Here is a 22,278-nt window from a genome sequence, read left to right as displayed (position 1 = left end):
CCAGATGTTTGATATATGGGTGCCGGGACATAACATGGACCGCAATGCGGTGACCTGAGTGCTTCGTGCCACACACCCGTGTGGGGCGTATCACTGTGTTGCCCCGAGAGATTTGGGAGTAAGTATGACGACGACTTTTCGATCGAAGTCTGTCGCCGATGCGGCGGTGGATATCCGGAGCGGGGGAAGCACGGTCGATGACCTGGCTGCACAGTCCCGGCTCGAGATCAACCGTTACGAACCCCGCCTGAAGGCGTGGGTCGAACTCACTGACCTGGCGGCGGAAAGGGCCGCGCGGGAGGCCGCGCCGGGGGCCGGGGACCGGCCGCTGGAGGGGATGTCCGTCGGTGTCAAGGACATCATCGACGTCGCCGGCCTGCCCACCCGCTGCGGCTCGGTCACCGCGGATGACAGTGTCCGGACCGAGGACGCCGATTGCGTGCGTCGCCTCCGTGACCTGGGGGCGGTCATCCAGGGCAAGACCGTCACCACCGAGTACGGCTACTTCGCCGCGGGACCGACGACCAACCCCTTCAACGCGGCCCACACCCCCGGAGGGTCCTCCAGTGGTTCCGCGGCCGCGGTCGGAGCCGGGACCATCCCTTTCGCCCTGGGGACCCAGACCGCGGGATCCCTGACCCGACCGGCCTCCTTCTGCGGGGTCGCCGGCCTCGTCCTGACCCACGGCAGCACCTCGCTTAAGGGGGTCTCCGGGATGAGCCCCTCCCTGGATACGCTCGGATTCCTCGCCCGCACGGTCGATGACCTCGACTACATCTACCGCAGCTTCGCCGGACGGGAGAAGGATCCGGCGCTCAGCCCGGAGGACCTCACCGTCTTCCTCTGGGAGGGTTCCGGTCTGCTCAACCTTGACCCCCACATGGCGGAGCTGCTGCGGATTGTCCCGAAGTTGCTCGCCGAGCTCGGGGTCAGCCACAACACCTTCAACTGGGACGACCACATCCGGTCCCTGGTGGACGACCACAAGATCGTCATGGGTTTTGAGGCCGCCTCCTCGCTCGGGAGGCAGCTGGGGGAGCGTCGCCGGGAACTCAGTCCCCAGCTCCAGCAGCTGCTCGATGAAGGTGACCAGGTCTCCGCGGACAGCTACCAGGAGGCAGTCTTCCGCCGGGATATCTCCCTTCGGGCGCTGATGCGCGTGCTCACCGATGATGCGGTGATCGTCGGCCCCGCCGCCCACGGCCCGGCCCCCCGCTTCGAGGAGGGCACGGGTTCCCCGGAGCTGAGCCGTCCCTGGCAGCTGCTGGGTCTGCCGGTGGTCACCGTCCCCGGCGCCCGCACCTCGACCGGCCTGCCGATGGGCGTCCAGCTGATCGGCAGGGAAGGCAGCGAGCCGACGCTGCTGCGTCTCGGACAGGCGCTGGAACCGCTGCTGCGCCAGCTCCCCTCGTTCTCGGACGCGGATTCCCGTCCCACCCTCAAGGAGATGAAATGGTGAAAGAAGAAACTCTGATTCCGCCCCGCCCCGTCAACCACCACCGGATGTTCCTCACCTGCTACGAGGACACCTTCAACTACGGGTGGCACCACGTCGATCTGTTCGTCCACGATGAACTCGGCCGCGAGGTGAACTGGGTGCACTGGACCGTGGAGGCCGACGGCCCGGAGCACGCCGACGAATCGGTCCGTCTCGAAGAACCGGACCTGCGGCGCACCACCCCGTGGACCCATCACGTCAGCGCCTTCGGTATGAATTACTGGACAGCGGAAGCTGTCTGGGACTGAGTGGAGTAGTGCATCGTCGTGATAACAAAGCAACGTGTCGGGAAGGACGTCCTGCGCGTGGAGAGGATTGAACCTGTCGTCTACATCGTGGACGATGACCCGGAACTGTGCGAGTCGGTGGCCTGGCTGCTCGACAGCGCCGACATCCAGGGGGTGATCTGCCACAGCGCGCAGGAGCTCCTCGACGTCTTCGACGAGGCACGTCCCGCTTGCATCGTGCTGGACGTCCGCATGCCGGCGATGAGCGGCACCCGGCTGCAGGAGAAGCTCAATGAACTGGCTCCGCATGTGGTGGTGATCTTCGTGTCCGCGCATGGGGACATCAGCATGTCCGTGGACACGATGAAGGCCGGCGCCCAGGACTTCCTGGAGAAGCCCTACGACCCGCAGAAGCTTCTCGACGCCGTGCAGCTCGGCATCGAGTCCGCCGAGCAGCGTTTCATCGACCACAGCCTGGCCGGTGAGATCGCCGAGAAGATCGCGCTGCTGACTCCCCGGGAACGGGAGGTCCTCCAGCTGGTGGTCGAGGGTCTGCCCAGCCAGACCATCGGCCGCCGGCTGGGGATGAGCGTGAAGACGGTGGATGTCCACCGGACCCGGATCAAGTCGAAGACGGACTCGGACAGCGTAGGCACCTTCGTCAGGGACATCCTGCGCTACGGGGTCGAGATCTGACCCTGCCCCGGCACCAGTAGGGCCCCCGGACATCTGTCCGGGGGCCCTACTGGTGTTGTCTGGGGTTCGATGGGGCGATATCCGGTGAACTCTGCTCTGAATCGGCCGGTTTCCGACCAGAAGTTCATCAGAAATCTACCCGCCGCGCCCGCGGCTGGAGTCGCTCCGGGGGACGGAGAAAAATGTCCCGGGCACCCACCTCAGCCGGTGGGCACCCGGGACATTGATCTCCTGGTACGGGACTTCCTCAGTAGTAGTCGAGGACGAGCTTGGGATCCCTGGTCCGGGAGACACAGACGGCCATCGTCTCGTTGGCCTCGCGCTCTCCCTTGGTGAGCACGTTGTCCCGGTGGTCCGGGGTGCCGGCCAGGACCGTCATGATGCAGGTGCCGCAGATCCCCTCCTCGCACGAGGTGTCGATCCCGGCGCCGTTCTCGTTGAGGACGTCGACGATGCTGCGCTCGGCGGGGACGTCGTACTCTTCCCCCTCCAACTCCACCACGAAGGCGGTGTTGTCCGAGTCGTCGAGCTCCGCGGCGTGGAAGTTCTCGAAGTGGATCTCCTCCTCCGAGAAACGGGTGGAGACGATGTCGGTGACCTTCTCCATGAACCCTTCCGGGCCGCAGAGGTAGACATGGCTGCCTTCCGGGGCATTCCGGACCAGCTCGTCGAGCACCTCGGACTGCTGCTCGCGGGAGATGCCCAGGTGTGCGTGGAGCTTGCCCGGGACCTTCTCCCGGAGGATCGGCAGGAAGGCGGCCTCCTCCTCACTGGAGGCGAAGTAGTGGAGTTCGAAGCTGATGTCCCGGACGTCCATGTACCGGGCCATGCTGTGCATCGGCGTGATACCGATGCCGCCGGCGATGAGGATGTGGTGGGTGGCGTCCGCGGCGATGTTGATGAGGTTCCGGGGTTCGGAGATCTTCAGCCGGTCACCGACCTGGAGGGTGTGCAACGCCTCGGACCCGCCGCGGGAGGCCTCCTCCCGTTTCACGGCGAGCATGTAGGCGTCGTCACCGTCGGGCCGTCCGCAGAGGGAGTACTGCCTGGTGATGGCGGTGGGGCCTTCGACGTCGATGTGCGCACCCGGGGTGTAGTGTCCGATCGGCGTGCCGTCCGGCAGCGTCAGATAGATGGACACGATCGTGGGTGTTTCATGCACGATGTCGGAGACGATCACTTCTTTCATGGCCATGGTGTTTCCCTCTGTTCTGGGTGGTCGGTGGTGCGGGATGCGGGTCAGCGGAGGTAGAGTCCGCCGTTGATGTCCCAGCAGGCTCCGGTGACGAAGCCTGCCTCAGGCTGGGTGAGCAGCGAGACGGTGCTCGCGATGAACTCCGGGTTGCCCAGGGTCTTGACGGGGATGCCCTCGACGATCTCGTCCAGGCGGTCGGCGACGGTGTTGACGACGATGTCCACGTCGTGCGGTCCCGGCGCGATGGCGTTGACGGTCACTCCCGAACCCGCGAACTCCTTGGCGAAGATCTTGGTGGTCGTCAGGATCGCGCCCTTGGAGGCCGCGTAGTGCGCCCCGGTGCCGGTGCCGCCGTTCTGACCGGCCAGCGAGGCCTGGTTGACGATGCGTCCGTAGCCCTGCGCGGCCATGGCCGCGCCGAAGACCTGACAGCCGAAGAAGATGCTGTTCACGTTGGTGGTGAGCACCTCATCGAAGTCCTCGGTCTCCAGCTCCAGCAGCTTGGCGGCCCGGGTGACGGCGGCGTTGTTGACCACGATGGAGGGGGTCCCCCAGACGTCCGTCACCCGGTCGAGTGCGTTGAGGAAGTTGTTCCGGTGGGAGACGTCCAGCTGCAGCGGCATGGCCGTGCTGCCGTCCGGGGACAAGCTGCCGGCCAGGTCCTCCAGTTTGTCCATCGTCAGTCCGGTGACGACGACCTTGTGGCCGTCGGCGTGGAGGCGGCGGGTGATGTAGCTGCCCAGTCCACCGGCTGCTCCGGTGACGAGGGCGATCTTCTGTGTGTTCTCGGTCATCCCTGGTTCTTCTCCTAGATGAGGAATCCGACGGCGTTGATCGCGTCTTCGCTGTTGATCATCCGGGCGACCTTCTGGACGATGAGGTCCGGGTTGTCTCCTTCACCCAGCTGGATCCGGTGGGTGAGGTCGGCGCCGAGGGTGTCGGTGTTGTGCCGCTTGTAGGCGGTGAGCACCTGGGCGGAGCGGAGGGTGACCTCCTCGTCGGAGACGGCCAGCACCTCGAATCGGTTGATGACCCGGACGGTGGTGGCTGCCGCGACCGCGGAGGGGGCGTAGCCCTGCATCATGCGGTCCACCCGCAGGCGACGCATCCGCTTGTCGTCGTAGATCATGTTGAGGGAGGACTCGAAGTCCTCGGTCTCCGGGTCCACGGGGACGATGTAGTGGCCGTCGTCGGCGAAGAGGTCCTCCCAGGCGGGGTAGTCCTTCCGGTCCAGGAGGGCGGCCTCGTGCCAGACCAGCTGGATGGCGCGCTGGACGCGCTCGTCGTTAAGGAAAATCGGGTTAGTCATCGCTCATCAGCTTCTTCCACATGTAGTAGGCCTCACGCATACCGGTTTCGTCGGTGACGTGGGAGGTCGGCCAGTTCTCTTCGGTCGTGTACTCGCGGTTGAGGCCGCGGTTGATCAGGATCGGCATCTTCGGGTTGCCGCCCGCGCCGATCTGGACACGGTCCCAGCCCTCGGCGTCATCGGGGCTGCCGAATCCGAAGGGCCCCTGGAAGTGCTCGTGGATGCGCAGGCGCTCACGGTTGACGTTCTCCGGGCCGCCGTCCATGCCGATCGCCATGTGCCAGATCTCGGTCTCGTTGACGGAGATCGGGATGAGCACACGGAAGAAGGCGGAGGACATGGCGATGTTGGGGAACATGTTGAGGTTGAAACCACAGCCGTGCATCGAGCGCATGTAGCGGCGGATCCTCTCGGGGGACTCCCCGGCGGCTTCGAGTTCATCGACCAGGTGCTGGAAACGGGGCTGGATCTCCTCGGTACCGTCGTCGATGTCGAGGTCCATGTGCGCGGCGGCCATGATGCCGACGCTGTGGCCGTTGCCCAGGGCGTGGGTCTCCGCCGCCGGATCGTCCATGAAGGACATCATGTCCGCGGTCTCCTCGTCCACGGAGGCCATCCAGGACTTGTGGACCATCGGGAAGTGGTAGCCGTCGGTGGTGTTCTCCAGCTGGATCTTCCAGTTGCCCTTGAAGCGGAACTTGTGGGTGCCGATGACCTTCGCGGGGAAGCCGTTGGTCTGCTTGAGAAAGCGTTCCATCCAGATCTTCGCGTCGCCCAGGTGCTCCTCCAGGGGTTCGATGTCCTCGTTGAAGGTGGCGAAGATCATGCCGAGGTAGCTTTCGGTGCGCAGCGTCTGCAGGCCGAGCTCTTCCTTCTTGAGGATGCCCTCGTAGCCGTCCGGGTAGGGGACACCGCGCAGCCGGCCGTCGTGGGTGTAGGACCAGTTGTGGTACGGGCAGGTGAAGCCGTTGGCCTTGCCGGTGCGCTGGTCGCAGACAGTGGCGCCGCGGTGGCGGCAGCGGTTCAGGAGGGTGTTGAAGTTGCCCTTGCGGTCCCGGTTGACGATGACCGGCTGGTCTCCGACCCACGTGGTCTTGAAGGAACCGGCCTCGGGGATCTCGCTTTCATGGGCGACCCATACCCAGGTGCGGTAGAAGATCTTCTCCATCTCCTCCCGGAAGATCTCCGGGTCGGTGTAGAGCTGGCCGGCGACGCGGTCGTCCTCGACGAGGTCGGCGAACCTGGGGCGGTGAGTGGTGGGGGATGACATTGTTGTTCCTTTCAGAATGAGGGGAAGAGGCTAGACGACGACGTCGTCGCGGATGGTCAGCTCGCGGCCCATGCGGGCCTCGATCTTGAAGTACCGCCACAACGCGTGCTCGCCGACCATGATCGTCCGGAGCAGGTTGCAGGCCTCCTTGACCGTCGGCTGGTCCTTGACGTCGGCGAGGACGTAGAAGGTCCAGGGCCAGCCGTCGGAGGGGCCGACCATGTGGGAGTCGTCGTCGAAGGTGCCGATGATCGACACCCCCTCCAGGTCCCGAAGCTGTGTGAGGAACTGCTGGGTGGCGATCCAGACCGGGCCGATGTCGTCCTTCGGCAGATCAAAGAAGTTCTGGTTGTTGCCCACGCAGAAGAGGGTGCGCAGCGGTGTTTCAGTCATCTGGGGAAGTCTCCTTGTCGGAAGGTGGATGGATCAGGGGAAGCTCGGGATCCCCGCCTCGAAGCCGAGGAGGACAGAACCCCCGGCCTCGAAGGTGTTCTCCTGGAGCATCGCGTGCTGGGCCGGTACGAGACCGTCCTGGAGGTAGCGCTGCAGGGGGTGCGTGTTGTAGATCGCCCCGGTGCCTGCGATGTCGAAGGCGGCCAGGACCGCCTTCCGGCCCGCCTGGGCGGCGTGGGAGGCCGAGAGCCGGAGCAGGGCCTTGTCCTGGGCGGTGATCTCCTCGCCGACCAGCGCCTTCTGCCACACGGAGTCGGTGGTTTCGTAGAAGAAGGCGCGTGCCGAGCGAAGCTCCGCCTCCGCGTGGGCGAAGCCGAGCTTGTACACGGGGCGGTTGCCTTTCGCTGCGCCGCCGACCACGGAGACGGCCGAGGAACCCTGCTCGCGGACGTAGTCGAGAGCTCCCCGACCGGCGCCGAGGGCGGTGACGGCGAGGACCTGGGCGGCGTAGGCGAGGGCCGGGTAACGGGTCAGCGGCTCATCGATGTTGGGGGTCCCGCCCCGGATGAAGGTGAACTCGTCGGGGATGAAGAGGTCCTTGACCACCACGTTGTTGGAGCCGGTGGAGCGCATTCCGGCGACGTCCCAGTTCTCGACGATCTCGACGTCCTCGGGGTGGATGAGTGCGGTCAGCGGACGTCCCTCAGTCTCCGGACCGCCGCGCAGACCGACACCGAGGATGTCCGCGCCGGCGCAACCGCTGGCGAAGAGCCACTCGCCGTTGATGATGAATCCACCCTCGACCTTCTCTGCCTCGATCATGGGGAACATACCGCCGGCGAAGGTGAGGTCGATGCCTTTGGCGTAGATCTTCTGCTGGGTCTCCCGGGGGAGCGCGGAGAAGTAGACCAGGGCGGAGCCGAAACTGGCGACCCAGCCGGTGGCCGGATCGATGGTGGAGATCTCCTCGATGCGTGCGAGGAAGTCGGTCGGGGCCTCCGGCTCACCCCCGAAGGTCTCCGGGGTGGAGGCACGGTAGATTCCGGCCTTCTTGAGCAGATTGACGAAGTCCTTGGGTACGTAGCCCTGATCGCGGAATTCGTCGCGACGCTCACGCAGCACCTCAAGTGCGTGCTCGAAGGCGGCGTCGCGGGCTTCGCCCCGCGGTTCGGCCGTGATCGTGAGGTCGACTCTGTCGAGTAACAATTTCCCTCCCGGATGTGGTTGGAGTCTCTGACAAATCTGAGACTATGTCGCTGTTCACACCGTGCATATTGGAGAAACCTGCGTCACGGCTAAGGAATTCTTTATCTCCAGGGGAGAAAGTGCAGGTAGAACGCATGACTTTGAGCAAGGCCCATTTCGGGGGAGCAGAAGGATGCCTATAGTGACGGCCATGATCCTGTCCGAAGAGAATTTCCGGGCCCTGGCCGACAATTCGGCCCACGGCTGGTTGGTGCATGAAGCGCAGTCCAAGCGCATTCTCTGGGCCAACCGGAAGGCGTGCGAGGCCTTCAAGTACAGCGTTGAGGAGCTGAGGGCGCTGAAGGCCCACCATATGAGCTCCCAGGACCCGAATTACCGGCGTGAAATGGGGATCGCCTGGCTGCAGACGGTGGTCGTGACCGGCTCCAACCGGAAGATCTGGAAGTACCAGGACCGCAACGGTGATGACTTCCTGACGGAAATCTTCGCCACCCTGGTGGAGCTCGAGGAAACAGGGCCGGTCATCCTGGTGGAGTTCCGGATGCTCCGGGACGCTGACGGCATGCCGCAACCCTCCAAATGGGTGGAGGGTACCCTTGACCGGTTGATGACCCACACCTCCTCGGGCATCCTGCTGCTGAACCAGGAGAACCGGGTGGAGGATGCTTCTCCCCTGGCCGCGAACCTCTTCGGCTATTCCGTGTCCGACATCCTGAACAAGGACATCCGGGAACTGGCCGCCACTGACGTGGATCTGGACGCGGAACGCGTCAAGGCGGAGCTCATGAAGCCGGAGGGGTCGGTGGACATCCGCCTCAAGGTCGCCAACAAGTACGGACAACTGCGGTGGTTGGCTGGGAATCTGGACAACATCATCGACGAAGGCGGCCTCCTGCGGGTGCTGACTGTCCGGGACATCTCGGGCAAGGTCGAGTGGGAGAAGCGCAACGCCTACCAGGAGGCCAACCTCCAGTACCTGAGCCGCTACAACGCGATGGGGGACATGGCGATGATCCTGGCCCACGACCTCGGCCAACCTCTGGCGGCGGCGACGAATTACCTGGGTGGGGTGGAAAAACGCCTGAAGAACGGATCAGACGATGACCGGGGGATCGCCTACGGGGTCGAACAGGCCACCAAGCAACTGCAGCGGGCGTCGGACATCGTCAGCTCCGTCAAGCGCTACGTACGTCGGATCGAGAGCACGACCTCGGTCTTCGACCTCAACGAGGCGGTGGGGGAGAGCCTCTACTTCGCCCGGCTGCGGGCGGAGGAGAAGGGGGTGGTCATCCTCGCCGAACTGCACCCGGGACCGCTCATGGTCATGGGCGAGAGCGTCCTCATCGGCCAGGTGATCATCAACATCTGCATGAACGCGCTGGACGAGATCATCCTGCCCACCACGCAGGAGAAGGTGATGCGGCTGCGGACGGAACGGGACGGGGGGAAGGTCTCCATCCTCGTCAGCGACCAGGGACGGGGCATGAAGGAGTCACCACCGGCGGACCTGCTGGCGGCGGGCGCCTTCAGTTCCAAGAAGGACGGCTCCGGAATCGGCCTGATCATCTCCGAGCACATCGTGCAGCGGCACGGTGGACACATCACCTATGAACCGAACCAGCCCTGCGGCACCACGGTGCGCATCACCCTGCCCCTGGAGGAGTGAATCGGCGCCCCTTCCCCGGGCTAAGGGTTTCCACCATTGCGGCATCAGCCTGAACCGGGTCACAGTGTGAGAGGGTCGGCGCGGCTGAACCGCCACTCCGGTCCTGACCCAGAACCACCCCAACTCAAGGAGTCCGACATGGCAGGCCGGCCCACCGATCCGCTGAATTTCGAGCACATCACCCTGGGGCAGAAGGTCCTCTTCGGCGCCGGACGGGCCGCCGACTTCCTCGCCACCGAGGTTTCCGGAGAGGGAGCACGCCGGGTCATGGTCATCGCCGGGGGCCGGGAGACGGAGCTCGCCCGTCAGGTCACCAGGCAGATCGACGTCCAGGTGTGGCACGACGAGGTCGTGATGCATGTGCCGGTCGATGTCGCGGAGCGGGCACGGACCATCGCCAGGGAGGAGAAGATTGATCTCGTGGTGTGCGTGGGGGGTGGTTCCACGGTCGGCCTGGCCAAGGCCGTCGCACTCACCGATAAGCTGCCCATCGTGGCGGTGCCGACGACCTACGCCGGTTCGGAGGCCACTAATGTGTGGGGGCTGACAAGCAACGACCGCAAGACCACCGGAATCGATGACGCGGTGCTTCCGCGGACCGTCATCTACGACTCGGATCTCACTCTCTCCCTGCCGGTGGACCTGTCCGTGGCGTCCGGGCTCAACGGTATCGCACACTGCGTGGACTCGATGTGGGCGCCGAAGGCGGACCCCATCAACGCTGCGCTGGCACTGGAGGGGATCCGGGCGCTGTCCGGGGGACTGCCGTTGATCGTCCAGGAGCCGACCGGAAGGCGGGGCCGTGATCTGGCGCTCTACGGGGCCTACCTGGCTGCGGTGTCCTTCGCCTCGGCAGGTTCGGGTATCCACCACAAGATCTGCCACACCCTCGGCGGCACCTTCGACCTGCCCCACGCTCAGACCCACGCGGTGGTCCTGCCCTATGTCCTGGCCTTCAACGGTGCCCACGCCCCGGAGGCGGAGCGCCGGATGGCGGAGGCCTTCGGCGCGGACACCGCACTGGCGGGACTCAACAGGCTGCGTGCGGAGGTGGGTGCCCCACTGCGACTCTCCGACTACGGCTTCGACGTCGGAGACGTGGTGGAGGCCGCCCGCATCGCCCTCGAGATCATCCCGGCCTCGAATCCCCGGCCGGTGACGGTGGGCAGTCTCAGCGACCTGCTGGTGGCGGCCACCCTCGGTGACGCCCCCGAATCCATCAGCCCTGAAAACTGACAGAGGAGAATCCCCATGACCGAGAAGTCCACCCTGACCCGCGACCGGCAGGCAGCCATCGAACAGGAGCTGACCGACCGGGTGCTCGCCTCCTTCGACGACACCGATGATCCGCGGCTGAAGCAGATCATGCGGTCGTTGACGACCCATCTGCATGATTTCATCCGGGATGTGCGCCTGACCGAGGAAGAGTGGGAGAAGGCGATTGAGTTCCTCACTGCGGTCGGGCACATCACCGACGACAAAAGACAGGAGTTCATCCTCCTCTCTGACACCCTGGGCGCGTCGATGCAGACCATCGCTGTGAACAACCAGGCTTATGAGGATGCCACCGAAGCCACGGTCTTCGGACCGTTCTTCCTGGAGGATGCCCCGCGCATCGAGGCGGGTGGGGACATCGCCTTCGGTGCGGTGGGCCAGCCCGCCTGGATCGAGGGCACCGTCACCGACACCGAGGGTACGCCGGTGCCGAACGCCCGGATCGAGGTCTGGGAGTGCGATGACGACGGACTATATGACGTCCAGTATGACGACGGCCGGATGTCGGGGCGGGCGCATCTGTTCACGGATGAGAACGGTGAGTACAGCTTCTGGGGTCTGACGCCTGTGCCGTACCCGATCCCGCATGACGGACCTGTCGGGAAGATGCTCGACGCTGTGGGACGTTCCCCGGTCAGGGCAGCGCATCTTCACTTCATGGTGCATGCTGAGGGGCTCCGGACCCTGGTGACCCACATCTTCGTGGAGGGAGACCCACAGCTGGAGATCGGGGACTCCGTCTTCGGTGTCAAGAATTCCCTGGTCAAGGCTTTCGAACAGCAGCCAGCCGGCACCCCGACGCCTGATGGCCGTGACCTGACAGGCATCGAGTGGGCCAGGTGCCGCTTCGATATTGTGCTGGCTCCGGAGGGGGCCTGACCTACAGCTCGTCCAGTACCCGCGGCAGCTCGTTACGGGTGCGCACACCGAGCTTCCGGTAGACGCGGGTGAGGTGGTACTCAACAGTCTTGGAGGAGAGGAAGAGCTCGCGGGCGACCTCTCGGTTGGTTGCTCCTTCGGCGACGAGCTTCGCGATCTCCTCCTCCTGCGGGGTCAGCCCACCGGCACCGGTGGTGCGGGTGCCCAGTCCGCCGGCGCGGCGTTCGCGGTTGCAGCGGTTGACGAATTCGGTGGCGCCCATCGCTGCAAAAACCTCACCGGCGCGGGCGAAGACCTCATCGGCCTTGCGGCGGCGCCCGAGGCGGCGCAGTACGCGGCCGTACTCGTAGAGGATCCGGGACTGGTAGGAGGGCATGGCGAGGGAGTCGATGAGTTCGATGGCCTCCTCGAACCGGCGGATGCCGCCCTCGATGTCGCCGCGGTGCATGAGGATACCGGCACGGGGTACTGCGAGTTTGGCATGCAGTGAGCTGATACCTGACTGGGCGGCGCGTTCCTCTGCGGCGCTGGTGAGTTCGTCGGCTTCGTCGATACGTCCGGTGAGTACGAGATGCTGGCCCCACACATCCTCCCAGGGCCAGAAACCGGGCTGTCCGGTGTCGGTCTCCCGGCTGATGGCCATGAGCGCCTCACCTGCCCGGTTCACACCCGAGACGTCCCCTTCGATGCCACTGATGAGCATTCGGGACATGGCCGAGGGTATGCGCTGGATGACGAAGGCGTCGTGGCTCAGGGTGAGCCGGTTGATGTAGGCGCGGGACAGTTCGCGGTCTCCCCTGTAACTGGCGATCTGCGAGCCCGTCCACAACAGCAGCGGCTCGAGAAAGCGGATACCGAAACGTTCCGCACGGGCCAGCCCGCGCTCCACAGTCCGCTCGGCCGCGGCGTACTCGCCGAGGATGAACAGGGCACGGGCCAGCCAGCTGTCCATCCACAGGGAAATACGCTCGGAGCCTTCGTCACCGGGGTTGTACTGCAGATAGCGGCGGGCCGCGACGGGATCGTCATGGACGAGGTGGATCCAGCCGGCAGCCATGTTGCGGCGCTGGGCCAGGGTGGGGGTCTCACCGGGGAGCGGGACATCTGGAGGGATGGAACGGGTCAGTGCGCTGCGGCCGATCATCGAGATGTACTGCGCCTCGATGCGGGTGGGGGAGGTCTCCGGTGCCCAGTCGTCGGTGATCTGTGCCCATTCGACGACCTTCTCCAGTTCCCAGTTCGCCAGATGCACCAGCACCTGCCGGGAGGCGACACGGGTGCGCATGGCAGCGTCGGTGGAGCGGGTTTCCTCGAGGGTGTCCCAGGCGCGGTTGATGAGGCTGACGGCCTCGGAGCGGCGCCCCTCATGGAGAGCCAGGTAACTGCGCATCGAGTCAACCTTCGCGTCCCGGACTGCCCGGGACATCGACCCGGCGTGGAGTCTGGCGCGGGGGATGTCGGAGGCGGCGATGAGCGCCTCGATGGAGTTGAGGTGCTGGTCGTGGGAGACATCCGGGTGGGAGGCCACCCGGGCGGCCAGTGCGAAGGCGTCGGCGGCGTCCAGCCACCGGCCGGCGGCACCGAGCTGCTCGCCGCGCTCCGCAAGTCGGCGGGCGGTGTCATCATCGGTACCCTCGACACCGAGGGCCTCGTGAATGAGGGCGGCGTCGATGTTGTTGGACGCCCGGTGGTACTGGGCTGCACGGCGGTGCAGGCGTGTGACCTGGGTCGGGCCGGTGGTGGCGCGGATGACGGCGCGGTCGGTGGGGTGGGTGAAACGCAGCACCGGGTCGCCGGAGTTCGGCAGCAGTTCAAGGAGGTCGGCGTCGACGGCGGCGTCGACAAGCGAGCCGTCCAGGTCGTCGGCGAGGAAACGGATCAGCCCCGGGCTGCCCGTACCGGTGCCCGGCAGGATGGCCACGGCGACGAGCACGGCGTTCACGTCGAGCCCGCGGGTGCGGCGTTCCAGCGCGGCGCGCCAGGGCTTGGGGATGGGGATCTGGGGATTGGACAGGCGCCAGTGGTCCGCGGGTGCGGCCTGCAGGACCTCCTGGATACGGCCGGGACGGCCCCCTGTGAGGTCACGCAGTTCTGCCGCGGCGAGCGGGGACAGGTGGGCGCCGATGGTGGACAGGGCGAGCGCGGCCACGTCCTCCACATCGAGCGGGGCGAGCGTGACCGAGTGGTCCGCCAGTTCACGCAGCCGAGTCATGGGCAGGTCATCAGAGGCGTCGTCCTTGTCCGAGGCGGTCATGATCACCGCGAGGCGTCCCTTCCGCAGACGGCGGGAGGCCTCGATGACCTTGCGCAGTGACGTTACGTCCGCCCAGTGGGCGTCGTCGATGACGATGGCGGTGCGCGCGCCCTCCCGGTCGACGAGCTCGGTGAGGGTGCCGTCGTGGCCGGCGCGGTCGAGGATGTGCTCGAGGAGCGAGCCCTCATCATCCGCGTGCCAGGACAGCGCCGAGACCCGGATACCGGACCAGCCCGGCAGGGAACGGGCGAGCTCCCTCACGAGGGAGGACTTGCCCGACCCCACCGGGCCGGTGGCCAGGAACAGCAGGCCGTTGCCGGGCTCGAGCTCCATGACCTCATCGATCATGGTGCGCAGGATCTTGCCCGAGGCCTGCTGGGAACCGAAGGTATGGGAGGAGTACACGACCCCCACGCTAACACCTGCCCTTTGTCATCAGCCCTGGTCTCCACCTGCCACCGGCAGAACCGAGCCGGTGATGTAGCTGGCCTCGCGGGAGGCCAGGAACACGATCGGTGCGGCCTGCTCGGCGAGGGTACCGTAGCGCTTGAACAGGGAGGAGTCGATCGTCTGGTCGACGATCTGCTGGTACCACTCCTTTGCCTGCCCATCTTCCGGACCGGGTCCGCGCTGGACCTTGCGGGCCGGTGCGAGGGTGCCGCCCGGTGCGGTGGCGACAACACGGATGTTCTTCTCCGCTGCTTCGAGCGCCAGAGCGCTGACCAGTGCATTGACCCCACCCTTTGCCGCTGCGTAGGGCACGCGGTTGACGCCGCGGGTGGCCACCGAGGAAACGTTGACGATGGTGCCGCCGCCGTTGTCGATGAGGGCCGGCAGCTCGGCGCGCACCGACCACAGGGTGGTGAACAGCGAGCGGTGGATCTCCTTCTCGATCTCCTCCGGGGTGTAGTGCTCGAAGGGTTTCGCCCAGATCGTGCCGCCGACGTTGTTGATCACGACGTCGATGTGTCCGAGCTTCTCGACGGCCGCGGCCACCATGCCCTCAGCGCCCTCCCAGGTCTCCAGGTCGGCGGTGGCCGACCCGACGGTCCCGGGGGTGACCTCCGCGAGTTCTGCGGCGACCTCGTGGACGAGTTCAGCGCGGTCCACGAGGAACAGCGAACCGTTCTCGTGGGCGATGCGGTGGGCGACTGCCTGGCCGATGCCCTGTGCGGCACCGGTGATCAGGACGTTCTGGCCGGCGAAACGCTGAGGGGTGAAGAACTCCGGAATACCGGAGACCCCTTCGCCGGTGGGCATGGAGCCTTTTGCGTCACTGCTCATGCGTCCACCTTGGACGACCCGACCTGGGTCATGGTCTCGATGGCGTGGGTGTTGTGCAGCTCCAGCAGCTCACGGACACGGCTGAGGTCCTTGGCCTCGAGAGCGTCGATGATGTCGTGGTGCTCCTGGGCGATGTCGGCGTGCATGAAGCCCTCGTTCTCCAGCTCGCGGTCCATCACCTTCGGGACCTCCAGGTTGCGGTAGGCCTGCAGCATCGCGTCGTTGCCGGCACGCTCGAAGAGGAACTCGTGGTAGGCATCGTTGGCCGTGATGTAGCCGGCCAGGTCGGTGACCTTCTCGCCCTCGATGAAGGAGTTCGCCTTCTCCGCGAGTTCGCGGAATGCGACGAAGTCCTCTTCGTCGAGGATGTTGGTCACGAGGGTGGCCACACCGACCTCGAGGGCCATGCGGGCCTCGAAGATGCCGCGGGTGGTGTCGTCCAGGCGGTGGACCTGGCCGGTCTCCACACCCGGTGCGGAGATGGTGACCTCGGCGGAGGTGTCCGTGGAGGTGGTCTCCGCGGTGACGGAGGAGTCGCCGGTGGGGCCGGCAGCGGAGGAGAACTTCTCGTAGTAGAAGTTCAGCGGCGGGTTCTCCTGGTCGTTGAGGAAGACACGCACGGCCTCGACCATCGGCGGCGGGCCGCAGAGGTAGACATCAGCCTCGCCACCATGCAGGTGCTCGTCCACGTCCATGTGGTCGGTGACGTAGCCCTTGCGCTCGTTCCTGGTCTCCGGGTCGGAGACGACAGAGAACCAGTCGAAGTCGGGGAGACGGTCCTTGAAGGTCTCGATCTTCTCCAGTTCCACCAGGTCGTGGTCGAAGGTGGCGCCGTAGATGAGGCGGACGGGGACGTCGAGAAGCTCGTCCTCGCTCAGCTTCTCCAGGATCGACAGGACCGGGGCCAGGCCGGTGCCGCCGGCCAGCAGCAGGATCGGGTTGAGCGGCTCGCGCAGGAAGAACGAGCCCATCGGGCCGGTGAGGTTGAGGCGGTCGCCGACCTTCGCGGTGTCGGTGAGGTACTCCGACATCAGTCCACCACGGGTCAGTTTGACCAGGAAGGTGACGATGTCATCGCTCGGGCCGGAGGAGAAGGAGTAGGACCGGTGGAAGTCCGAGTTCGGCGGCGCGATGTTCATGTACTGGCCGGGCAGGTAGTTGAGGGTCTCGCGGTCCTCGATCTGCACGGCGAACTTCACGGTCGACTCCGACAGGCGCTCCAGCTCGGTGATGGTGCCGATGAGGGTGGAGGCGCCGGTCTTGGCCAGCACGGAGGTCGTGGCGATCTGGACGACCATGTCGGTGTGCGGCTTGGCCTGGCAGGTCAGGATGTAGCCGTCGGCGGCCTCGTCATCGGAGAGCGCATCCTCGATGTAGTCGCCCTCGTCGTAGTCGCCGGACTCGCAGAAGGACTTGCAGGTGCCGCAGGCGCCGTCACGGCAGTCGAAGGGGATGTTGATGCGGGCCTGGTAGGCCGCATCAGCGATGGTCTGATCCTCTTCACATTCGATGAAACGGGTGACGCCGTCCTCGAAGGCAAGGGCAATCTGGTGGGTCATGTGATGGTGCTCCTAGACCTGGTAGATGTCGACGACGTGGTGGATGTAGTCGTTCTTCAGGACGATCTTCTTCTTGGTGATCAGCGGGGACTCTCCGGAGACATCCAGGGTCAGCCACGTGGTACCGAAGTAGTGGTCGGTGGTGTTGTAGCGGAAGTAGTAGGAGATCCAGTTGTAGCGGACATCGACCTCACCGTCGCGACGCTCGAGGATTTCGACGTTGGTGGCGTAATGGCCGGTGCGCGGCTCCGGGATGGAGGTCGCGGAGGAACGCTCGGTGCGGATACGGAAGACACGGTCCTCCAGGCCACCACGGTTCGGGTAGTAGATCAGGGAGATCTCCTGGTGCGGGTCCTGGGTGAGGGTGTCGTCGACATCCCAGGCCGGCATCCAGTACTCGGCGTCCTCGCGGTAGAGCTCGAGCCACTCCTCGAACTTGCGGTCGTCGAGAAGACGGTTCTCGTAGTAGATGAAGTCCTCGATCTCGGTACGGGTGATCTCGGCAATCGACGTGGTCATGGTTTTCTCCTTTGTGCTGGGAAAGAAGTGGGGAAGGGCTGTGGCGGGCGGGACTAGCCGCGGGTGCGGCGACGGCGGCGGGCCGGGGCATCGCCCTTGGCTGCCAGGCGGGCGGCGGCGCGGGCCTTGGCGAACTCGGCGGTGGCCTCCTGCGCGAAGCGGTCGTCGATGACCTGCTTGGACTCGCCCTCGGCATCCTCGGCCTCGACAGCCTCGAACATGACCTTTTCCCAGTAGGCGTGCTGGATCGGGTACAGGCCCTCATCCTCGGTGCGGGCACCGGAGGACAGGACGGAGGACAGACCTAGGGAACGGGCCTTGTCGTTGAGGCCCTCGACCTGCTGGTGCAGGCCACGGGTCATGTCGTTCCACGGGAAGGCGGTGGCCTGGTAGGTCTTCTGGCAGGAGCGGAACTCCTCCAGGTCATCCGGGGTGGCCATGCCGGTGGCGTTGAAGAAGTCCTCGTACTGGCGGATACGGGTCGCGCGGGACTCCGCGGACTCACCCTTGGGAGCGATGCACCAGATGGAGACCTCGGTCTTGTCCACTGCGACCGGCTCAAGACGGCGGATCTGGGTGGAGAACTGGTCCATCAGGTAGAGGTTCGGGTAGAGGCACAGGTTGCGGGAGGCACCGACCATGAAGTTGCCGCGCTCCTCACCGTGCAGCTCCTTGAGCTGGTCGAGGCGGTCGTACATCGGACGGTCCTCCGGGTTGGCCCAGTCGGTCCACAGGACCAGGTGTCCGTTCGGGAAGGAGAAGTATCCGCCGCCCTGCTCCCCCCACTTGCCGGCGTCCATGGCCTTGGTCTCGTTGGCGGACTCGCCGGTGGTGCGGCGGGAGGTGGTGGCCGCGTAGTTCCAGTGGGTGGAGGAGACGTGGTAGCCGTCGGCACCGTTCTCGGCCTGCAGCTTCCAGTTGCCGTCGAAGGTGTAGGTGGAGGTGCCCTTGAGGACCTCGAGGCCGTCCGGGGACTGGTCGACGAGCATGTCGATGATCACGCGGGCATCACCCAGGTGCTCATCGAGGGAGACAACGTCGGCGTTGAGGGAGGCGAAGAGGAAGCCGCGGTAGGACTCGAACTTCGGGACACGGCGCAGGTCGTGGGAGCCGTCGGTGTTGAAGTTCTCCGGGTAGCCGCCGTCCTTCTCATCCTTGACCTTGAGCAGGGAACCGTCGTTGGAGAAGGTCCAGCCGTGGAAGGGACAGGTCAGGGTGGTGCGGTTGTCGACCTTCTTGCGGCAGAGCATGGCGCCACGGTGGGAGCAGGCGTTGATCAGGCAGTTGAGCTCGCCGTCCTTGCTGCGGGTGATCACGACGGGCTGGCGGCCGATGTTGGTGGTGAAGTAGTCGCCGACGTTCGGGATCTGGGATTCGTGGGCGAGGAAGATCCAGTTGCCCTCGAAGATGTACTTCATCTCAAGGTCGAAGATCTCCTGGTCGGTGAAGACCTCGCGGTTGACGCGGACGATGCCCTCTTCGGGGCGGTTCTCCAGTGCGCGGGAGAGGATCTCGCGGGTTGCGGTGGTCGCGGTGAGCGCGGTGGTCATGGCTATCTCCGATCTGGGAGGAAACAGAAACTTGTTGTGCTATGACGCCCATCATGGATCATCTGTGCGCTGAGACACACCAGGGGAAGTCCTGGGAGGAATTAGGGGGATCGTGTTCATTTTCGAATAATTATGTTCGCTTAGCGACCGTGGCCTGCTCGTTTGTATGTTCCGTGGCGAGCGTCGAGGTGGTAGAAAATTTCCGGCTCCGGGGGTGGTGGTAGGGGGTGATTATGGCGGATATTGACCCTTTTCGGGGGCTCCTCCGGCCTTCGACCTGCATTTTCCGTCGGGAGGGGTCCGGCCCGAAGGGGGTGCGGGGGTATCCGGGGGTGGCTGGGGACTGTTCAGGGGTGGAGATCGTGCCCGACTCCACCCCCGAAGGTCCCGGTTGCCATTGGGGCCATCCCCAGGTTATCGCAAGGGTGGTAGGGGCGTAATGTGGTCATGGGTGTTCGGAAAGTGCCCGCTACCTCGGGAATTGCCGGAACCTGGGGGAGGGGGCCGGGAGGTGTCGGGGAAACCTGTAGTGGAAAGCACTTGCATCAACCTGGTGAGGTGGGACACAGTGTTTACAGTCCAGCGAGCACAATCACCGGAGCAACGGATCATCAAGTGCCTCCTGGGAGCCTCTTCATCTGAACCATCACACAAGGAGTCCCATGTCCTTCGAGAACCTCTCCACCGCCCAGGGCGACCCCACCGCTCACACCTCGGGCAACACCGCCACTGAAAAGTTCAAGGGCGAGTCCATCAAGTCGGACACCTCCAAGGAGCGCGCCGGCGCGATCTACACCGATCTGCTGGCCGCCATCGCCGAGGTCGCCCACAAGCACCAGGTCACCTACGACGAGTACCGCGTCCTGAAGAACTGGATGATCCAGGTCGGCGAGTACGGCGAGTGGCCGCTGTGGCTGGACGTCTTCGTCGAGCACGAGATCGAGAAGATCAACTACGACCGCCACCACTACACCGGCACCAAGGGCTCCATCGAGGGCCCCTACTACGTCGAGAACGCACCGGAGCTGTCCTGGAAGTGCGAGATGCCGATGCGCGATCAGGACAAGGCCGCACAGCCGCTGATCTTCAAGGGCCAGGTCACCGACGTGGACGGCAAGGGCCTCGCCGGTGCCACCATCGAGCTGTGGCACGCCGATGAGGAGGGCTTCTACTCCCAGTTTGCACCGGGCATCCCGGAATGGAACCTGCGCGGCACCATCGTCACCAATGACAACGGTGAGTACGAGATCAAGACCCTGCAGCCGGCTCCGTACCAGATCCCGGCTGACGGCCCGACCGGCTGGTTCATCGACTCCTACGGTGGCCACCCGTGGCGTCCGGCCCACCTGCACCTGAAGGTGAAGAGCCCGGGCTACCGCGAGATCACCACCCAGCTGTACTTCCAGGGTGGCGAGTGGACCGAGAACGATGTCGCCACCGCCGTGAAGCCGGAGCTGCTGCTGGATCCGAAGAACGATCCGGAGACCGGTTACAACGTTGTCGAGTACGGCTTCGCCCTGGACAAGGAAGACTAGTTCTTCGTCCCGATAGTTGAGGTCACGTCCCATTTCCCTATGCTTGCAGGGGGAATGGGGCGTTTCCCGTTTCTTCATCTACCACCCAAAGGATTGTGAATGTCTGATCTGAAGATCGCCAAGGTTGAGACCCGGCTTCTCGACGTCCCCCTCTTCCGCCCGCACGGCTTCGCCACCTACACCGCGACGGCCCAGCCCATCCTGCTGGTCTCAGTCACCCTCGAGGGCGGCGTGACCGGCTACGGCGAGGGCGTCGTCCCTGGTGGCGCGTGGTGGGGCGGTGAGAACGCCGAGACCATGAAGGTCATCATCGACGGCAACCTGGCCCCGATCATGATCGGCCGCAACGTCAATGAGCTGGCCGGCATCATGAATGACTTCGAGAAGTCTGTGGCCAACATGCGCTTCGCCAAGGCCGCCTGTGATGTGGCCATGCACGACGCCTGGGCACGTGCCCTGGACATCCCGGTCCGTGACCTCCTCGGTGGCCGCGTGCGCGACGAGATCGACCTGACCTGGGCCCTGGGTGTGCTGCCGCTCGACGAGGCGGTCAACGAAATTGAGGAGCGCATCGCCTCCCACGGCCACAAGTCCTTCAAGCTGAAGATGGGTTCCGGCGACCCGGCGGTGGACACCCACCGCATCGCGGAGCTCGCCCGCGAGCTCGACGGCAAGGTCAGCCTGCGTATCGACGTCAATGCCCGCTGGGACCGCATGACCGCCCTGAAGTACCTGCCGGTGCTCGCCGATGCCGGTTTCGACCTCTTCGAGCAGCCCACCCCGGCCCACGACCTGGCCACCCTGCGGGAGATCACCCGCCGCATCGGTGTGCCGGTCATGGCCGATGAGTCGGTCTGCTCCCCGGCGGATGCCCTGGCCGTCGTCCGTGAGGAGGCCGCTGATGTCATCGCCCTGAAGACCACCAAGCTCGGTGGCCTGCTCGAGTCCAAGAAGGTCGCCGCCATCGCGGAGGCCGGCGGACTGGCCTGCCACGGCGCCACCTCCCTGGAAGGCCCCTTCGGCACCGCCGCCTCCCTGCACTTCGCCTGCTCCACCCCGGCGATCAACTACGGCTCCGAGCTCTTCGGCCCGATGCTGCTCAAGGAGTCCTACACCACCACCGACATCGTCTACGAGAACGGCGTCGCCAAGCTGCCGGAGGGCCCGGGCCTGGGCCTGGAGCCCGACTGGGACAAGATCAACCGCTTCACCCGCCAGTAGTGTCCACCTTTCTCGTGCGCCTGTGCGCGAACCTGCCGGGGGACATGGACCCCGAGGTCCGCGCCGACCTGCGTGACCGGAGCCGCGGACAGCTCGCGGACTGGCCGCAGGTGTGGCGCGTGACAGGCAGTGACACTCTCGTCGTGCTTGTCGACGCCCCCGACCACGAGGCCCTCCACCAGCAGATCGCGGCACTGCCGCTGCATCCCTGGCTGGAGGTCACGGTGGAGCCCCTGAGCCCGTACCCGGGCTGAGGAGGACAGAAAGAAGCCGCATCCGTTGTGCACGGATGCGGCTTCTTTTGACCCGCGGCGGCGGTGGAGGGTGTCTGTCCGGGTTCTGGGGCACAAAAAACTCCCCACCCGGCATACCGGTGCCGGACACGAGGTTGTGTTCTGAGACGACTACCGCTCGCTTAGATGATGGCGGAACCCAGGCGCCAGACGGCCCAGGCGATGCCGATCTGGGTGCCGGCCTGGATCTGGTCGGCCGGGGCGTTCGGGACGATGCTCTGGACGGTCTGGATCCAGGACGGGGCGACGGCGACCTCGGAGCTCGGGTACGGAGCTGCGGACTGGGCGTTGGCGGTCGCGGTGGCGCCGGACATGATCAGCGCGGTGGTGCCGAGTGCGATAAGGGACTTACGGAGCATCTGTGCCTCCAGAGATAGACAACGGTTGACTTCCTCCCCGCGGTTAAAGCCGGGGGATTTGTGCTGTCTCGGGTCTTTTTTGACAGTGAG

21 protein-coding genes are annotated in these 22,278 nt (G+C 65.3%); 9 read left to right on the top strand and 12 right to left on the bottom strand.

The features are described from left to right. Positions 1–124: 124 nt before the first annotated feature. The 3 genes from EAH68_RS08040 to EAH68_RS08030 are packed head-to-tail and all read left to right on the top strand — an operon-like array spanning position 125 to position 2,421. Positions 125–1,459, top strand: a complete 1,335-nt coding sequence (locus tag EAH68_RS08040; RefSeq protein WP_126120820.1) for an amidase — start codon at positions 125–127, stop codon at positions 1,457–1,459. Then, a complete protein-coding gene (locus EAH68_RS08035) occupies positions 1,453–1,746 on the top strand; it encodes a hypothetical protein (protein ID WP_126120819.1) in 294 nt (97 codons plus the stop codon). The genes EAH68_RS08040 and EAH68_RS08035 overlap by 7 nt, the downstream gene beginning before the upstream one ends. A gap of 18 nt (positions 1,747–1,764) precedes the next feature. After that, on the top strand, positions 1,765–2,421 hold the full coding sequence (locus EAH68_RS08030) for a response regulator transcription factor (protein ID WP_241228359.1): 657 nt from the start codon (positions 1,765–1,767) through the stop codon (positions 2,419–2,421). A gap of 247 nt (positions 2,422–2,668) precedes the next feature. On the opposite strand, the gene EAH68_RS08025 is transcribed toward EAH68_RS08030, so the two are convergent. From EAH68_RS08025 to EAH68_RS08000, 6 genes are read right to left on the bottom strand one after another with little or no spacing between them, the layout of a single operon-like run. Continuing rightward, complete coding sequence (locus EAH68_RS08025; protein WP_164546438.1) at positions 2,669–3,616, bottom strand: PDR/VanB family oxidoreductase; 948 nt, start codon at positions 3,614–3,616, stop codon at positions 2,669–2,671. A 44-nt stretch (positions 3,617–3,660) separates the two neighbouring features. Further along, positions 3,661–4,410, bottom strand: a complete 750-nt coding sequence (locus tag EAH68_RS08020) for an SDR family NAD(P)-dependent oxidoreductase (RefSeq protein ID WP_126120818.1) — start codon at positions 4,408–4,410, stop codon at positions 3,661–3,663. Positions 4,411–4,424: 14 nt separating this feature from the next. Further along, positions 4,425–4,925 (bottom strand): aromatic-ring-hydroxylating dioxygenase subunit beta, encoded by a 501-nt coding sequence (locus tag EAH68_RS08015; RefSeq protein ID WP_126120817.1) that lies wholly within the window; start codon positions 4,923–4,925, stop codon positions 4,425–4,427. After that, a complete protein-coding gene (locus EAH68_RS08010; RefSeq protein WP_126120816.1) occupies positions 4,918–6,195 on the bottom strand; it encodes an aromatic ring-hydroxylating oxygenase subunit alpha in 1,278 nt (425 codons plus the stop codon). The genes EAH68_RS08015 and EAH68_RS08010 overlap by 8 nt, the downstream gene beginning before the upstream one ends. 30 nt (positions 6,196–6,225) lie before the next feature. Beyond that, on the bottom strand, positions 6,226–6,588 hold the full coding sequence (locus tag EAH68_RS08005) for a hypothetical protein (protein ID WP_126120815.1): 363 nt from the start codon (positions 6,586–6,588) through the stop codon (positions 6,226–6,228). Positions 6,589–6,621: 33 nt separating this feature from the next. Continuing rightward, a complete protein-coding gene (locus EAH68_RS08000) occupies positions 6,622–7,794 on the bottom strand; it encodes an acyl-CoA dehydrogenase family protein (RefSeq protein ID WP_126120814.1) in 1,173 nt (390 codons plus the stop codon). A gap of 190 nt (positions 7,795–7,984) precedes the next feature. Between EAH68_RS08000 and EAH68_RS07995 the strand changes: the two genes are divergently transcribed. From EAH68_RS07995 to EAH68_RS07985, 3 genes are all read left to right on the top strand, one after another. Beyond that, the gene (locus EAH68_RS07995; protein ID WP_126120813.1) at positions 7,985–9,460 is read left to right on the top strand and encodes a sensor histidine kinase; all 1,476 of its coding nucleotides are present in this window, start codon (positions 7,985–7,987) and stop codon (positions 9,458–9,460) included. A 138-nt stretch (positions 9,461–9,598) separates the two neighbouring features. Next, on the top strand, positions 9,599–10,696 hold the full coding sequence (locus tag EAH68_RS07990) for a maleylacetate reductase (RefSeq protein ID WP_126120812.1): 1,098 nt from the start codon (positions 9,599–9,601) through the stop codon (positions 10,694–10,696). 15 nt (positions 10,697–10,711) lie between these two features. Beyond that, positions 10,712–11,614, top strand: coding sequence for a dioxygenase (locus EAH68_RS07985; protein WP_126120811.1), 903 nt, complete (start codon positions 10,712–10,714; stop codon positions 11,612–11,614). Position 11,615: 1 nt separating this feature from the next. Here the strand turns inward: EAH68_RS07985 and EAH68_RS07980 are convergent, their stop codons facing one another. From EAH68_RS07980 to benA, 5 genes are read right to left on the bottom strand one after another with little or no spacing between them, the layout of a single operon-like run. After that, complete coding sequence (locus EAH68_RS07980) at positions 11,616–14,273, bottom strand: helix-turn-helix transcriptional regulator (protein WP_126120810.1); 2,658 nt, start codon at positions 14,271–14,273, stop codon at positions 11,616–11,618. 30 nt (positions 14,274–14,303) lie between these two features. Then, complete coding sequence (locus tag EAH68_RS07975) at positions 14,304–15,152, bottom strand: 1,6-dihydroxycyclohexa-2,4-diene-1-carboxylate dehydrogenase (RefSeq protein WP_126120809.1); 849 nt, start codon at positions 15,150–15,152, stop codon at positions 14,304–14,306. Beyond that, entirely contained in the window at positions 15,149–16,711 is a 1,563-nt protein-coding gene (gene benC / locus EAH68_RS07970) for a benzoate 1,2-dioxygenase electron transfer component BenC (protein WP_126120808.1), read from the bottom strand. Before benC ends, EAH68_RS07975 begins: the two co-directional genes overlap by 4 nt. Positions 16,712–16,723: 12 nt before the next feature. Continuing rightward, on the bottom strand, positions 16,724–17,230 hold the full coding sequence (benB, locus tag EAH68_RS07965; protein WP_241228358.1) for a benzoate 1,2-dioxygenase small subunit: 507 nt from the start codon (positions 17,228–17,230) through the stop codon (positions 16,724–16,726). 53 nt (positions 17,231–17,283) lie between these two features. Beyond that, positions 17,284–18,780: a benzoate 1,2-dioxygenase large subunit gene (gene benA, locus EAH68_RS07960; protein ID WP_126120807.1), complete on the bottom strand. Its 1,497-nt coding sequence runs from the start codon at positions 18,778–18,780 to the stop codon at positions 17,284–17,286. A gap of 662 nt (positions 18,781–19,442) precedes the next feature. On the opposite strand from benA, the gene catA reads away from it, so the two are divergent. The 3 genes from catA to EAH68_RS07945 all read left to right on the top strand — a co-directional run bounded on the left by catA (position 19,443) and on the right by EAH68_RS07945 (position 21,790). Further along, complete coding sequence (catA, locus tag EAH68_RS07955) at positions 19,443–20,315, top strand: catechol 1,2-dioxygenase (protein ID WP_126120806.1); 873 nt, start codon at positions 19,443–19,445, stop codon at positions 20,313–20,315. 99 nt (positions 20,316–20,414) lie between these two features. Beyond that, the gene (locus EAH68_RS07950) at positions 20,415–21,536 is read left to right on the top strand and encodes a muconate/chloromuconate family cycloisomerase (RefSeq protein WP_126120805.1); all 1,122 of its coding nucleotides are present in this window, start codon (positions 20,415–20,417) and stop codon (positions 21,534–21,536) included. Beyond that, the gene (locus tag EAH68_RS07945; protein ID WP_126120804.1) at positions 21,536–21,790 is read left to right on the top strand and encodes a muconolactone Delta-isomerase family protein; all 255 of its coding nucleotides are present in this window, start codon (positions 21,536–21,538) and stop codon (positions 21,788–21,790) included. Before EAH68_RS07950 ends, EAH68_RS07945 begins: the two co-directional genes overlap by 1 nt. Positions 21,791–21,951: 161 nt before the next feature. Here EAH68_RS07945 and EAH68_RS07940 read toward each other — a convergent pair whose 3' ends face one another. Then, positions 21,952–22,188: a hypothetical protein gene (locus tag EAH68_RS07940; protein WP_126120803.1), complete on the bottom strand. Its 237-nt coding sequence runs from the start codon at positions 22,186–22,188 to the stop codon at positions 21,952–21,954. Between the last annotated feature and the right edge of the window lie 90 nt (positions 22,189–22,278).

It is taken from the genome of Corynebacterium hylobatis, assembly GCF_003955685.1.
Lineage (GTDB): Bacteria > Actinomycetota > Actinomycetes > Mycobacteriales > Mycobacteriaceae > Corynebacterium > Corynebacterium hylobatis.
Note: the sequence above shows the minus strand (reverse complement) of the source record. Positions and strands in the feature narration are given on the sequence as shown.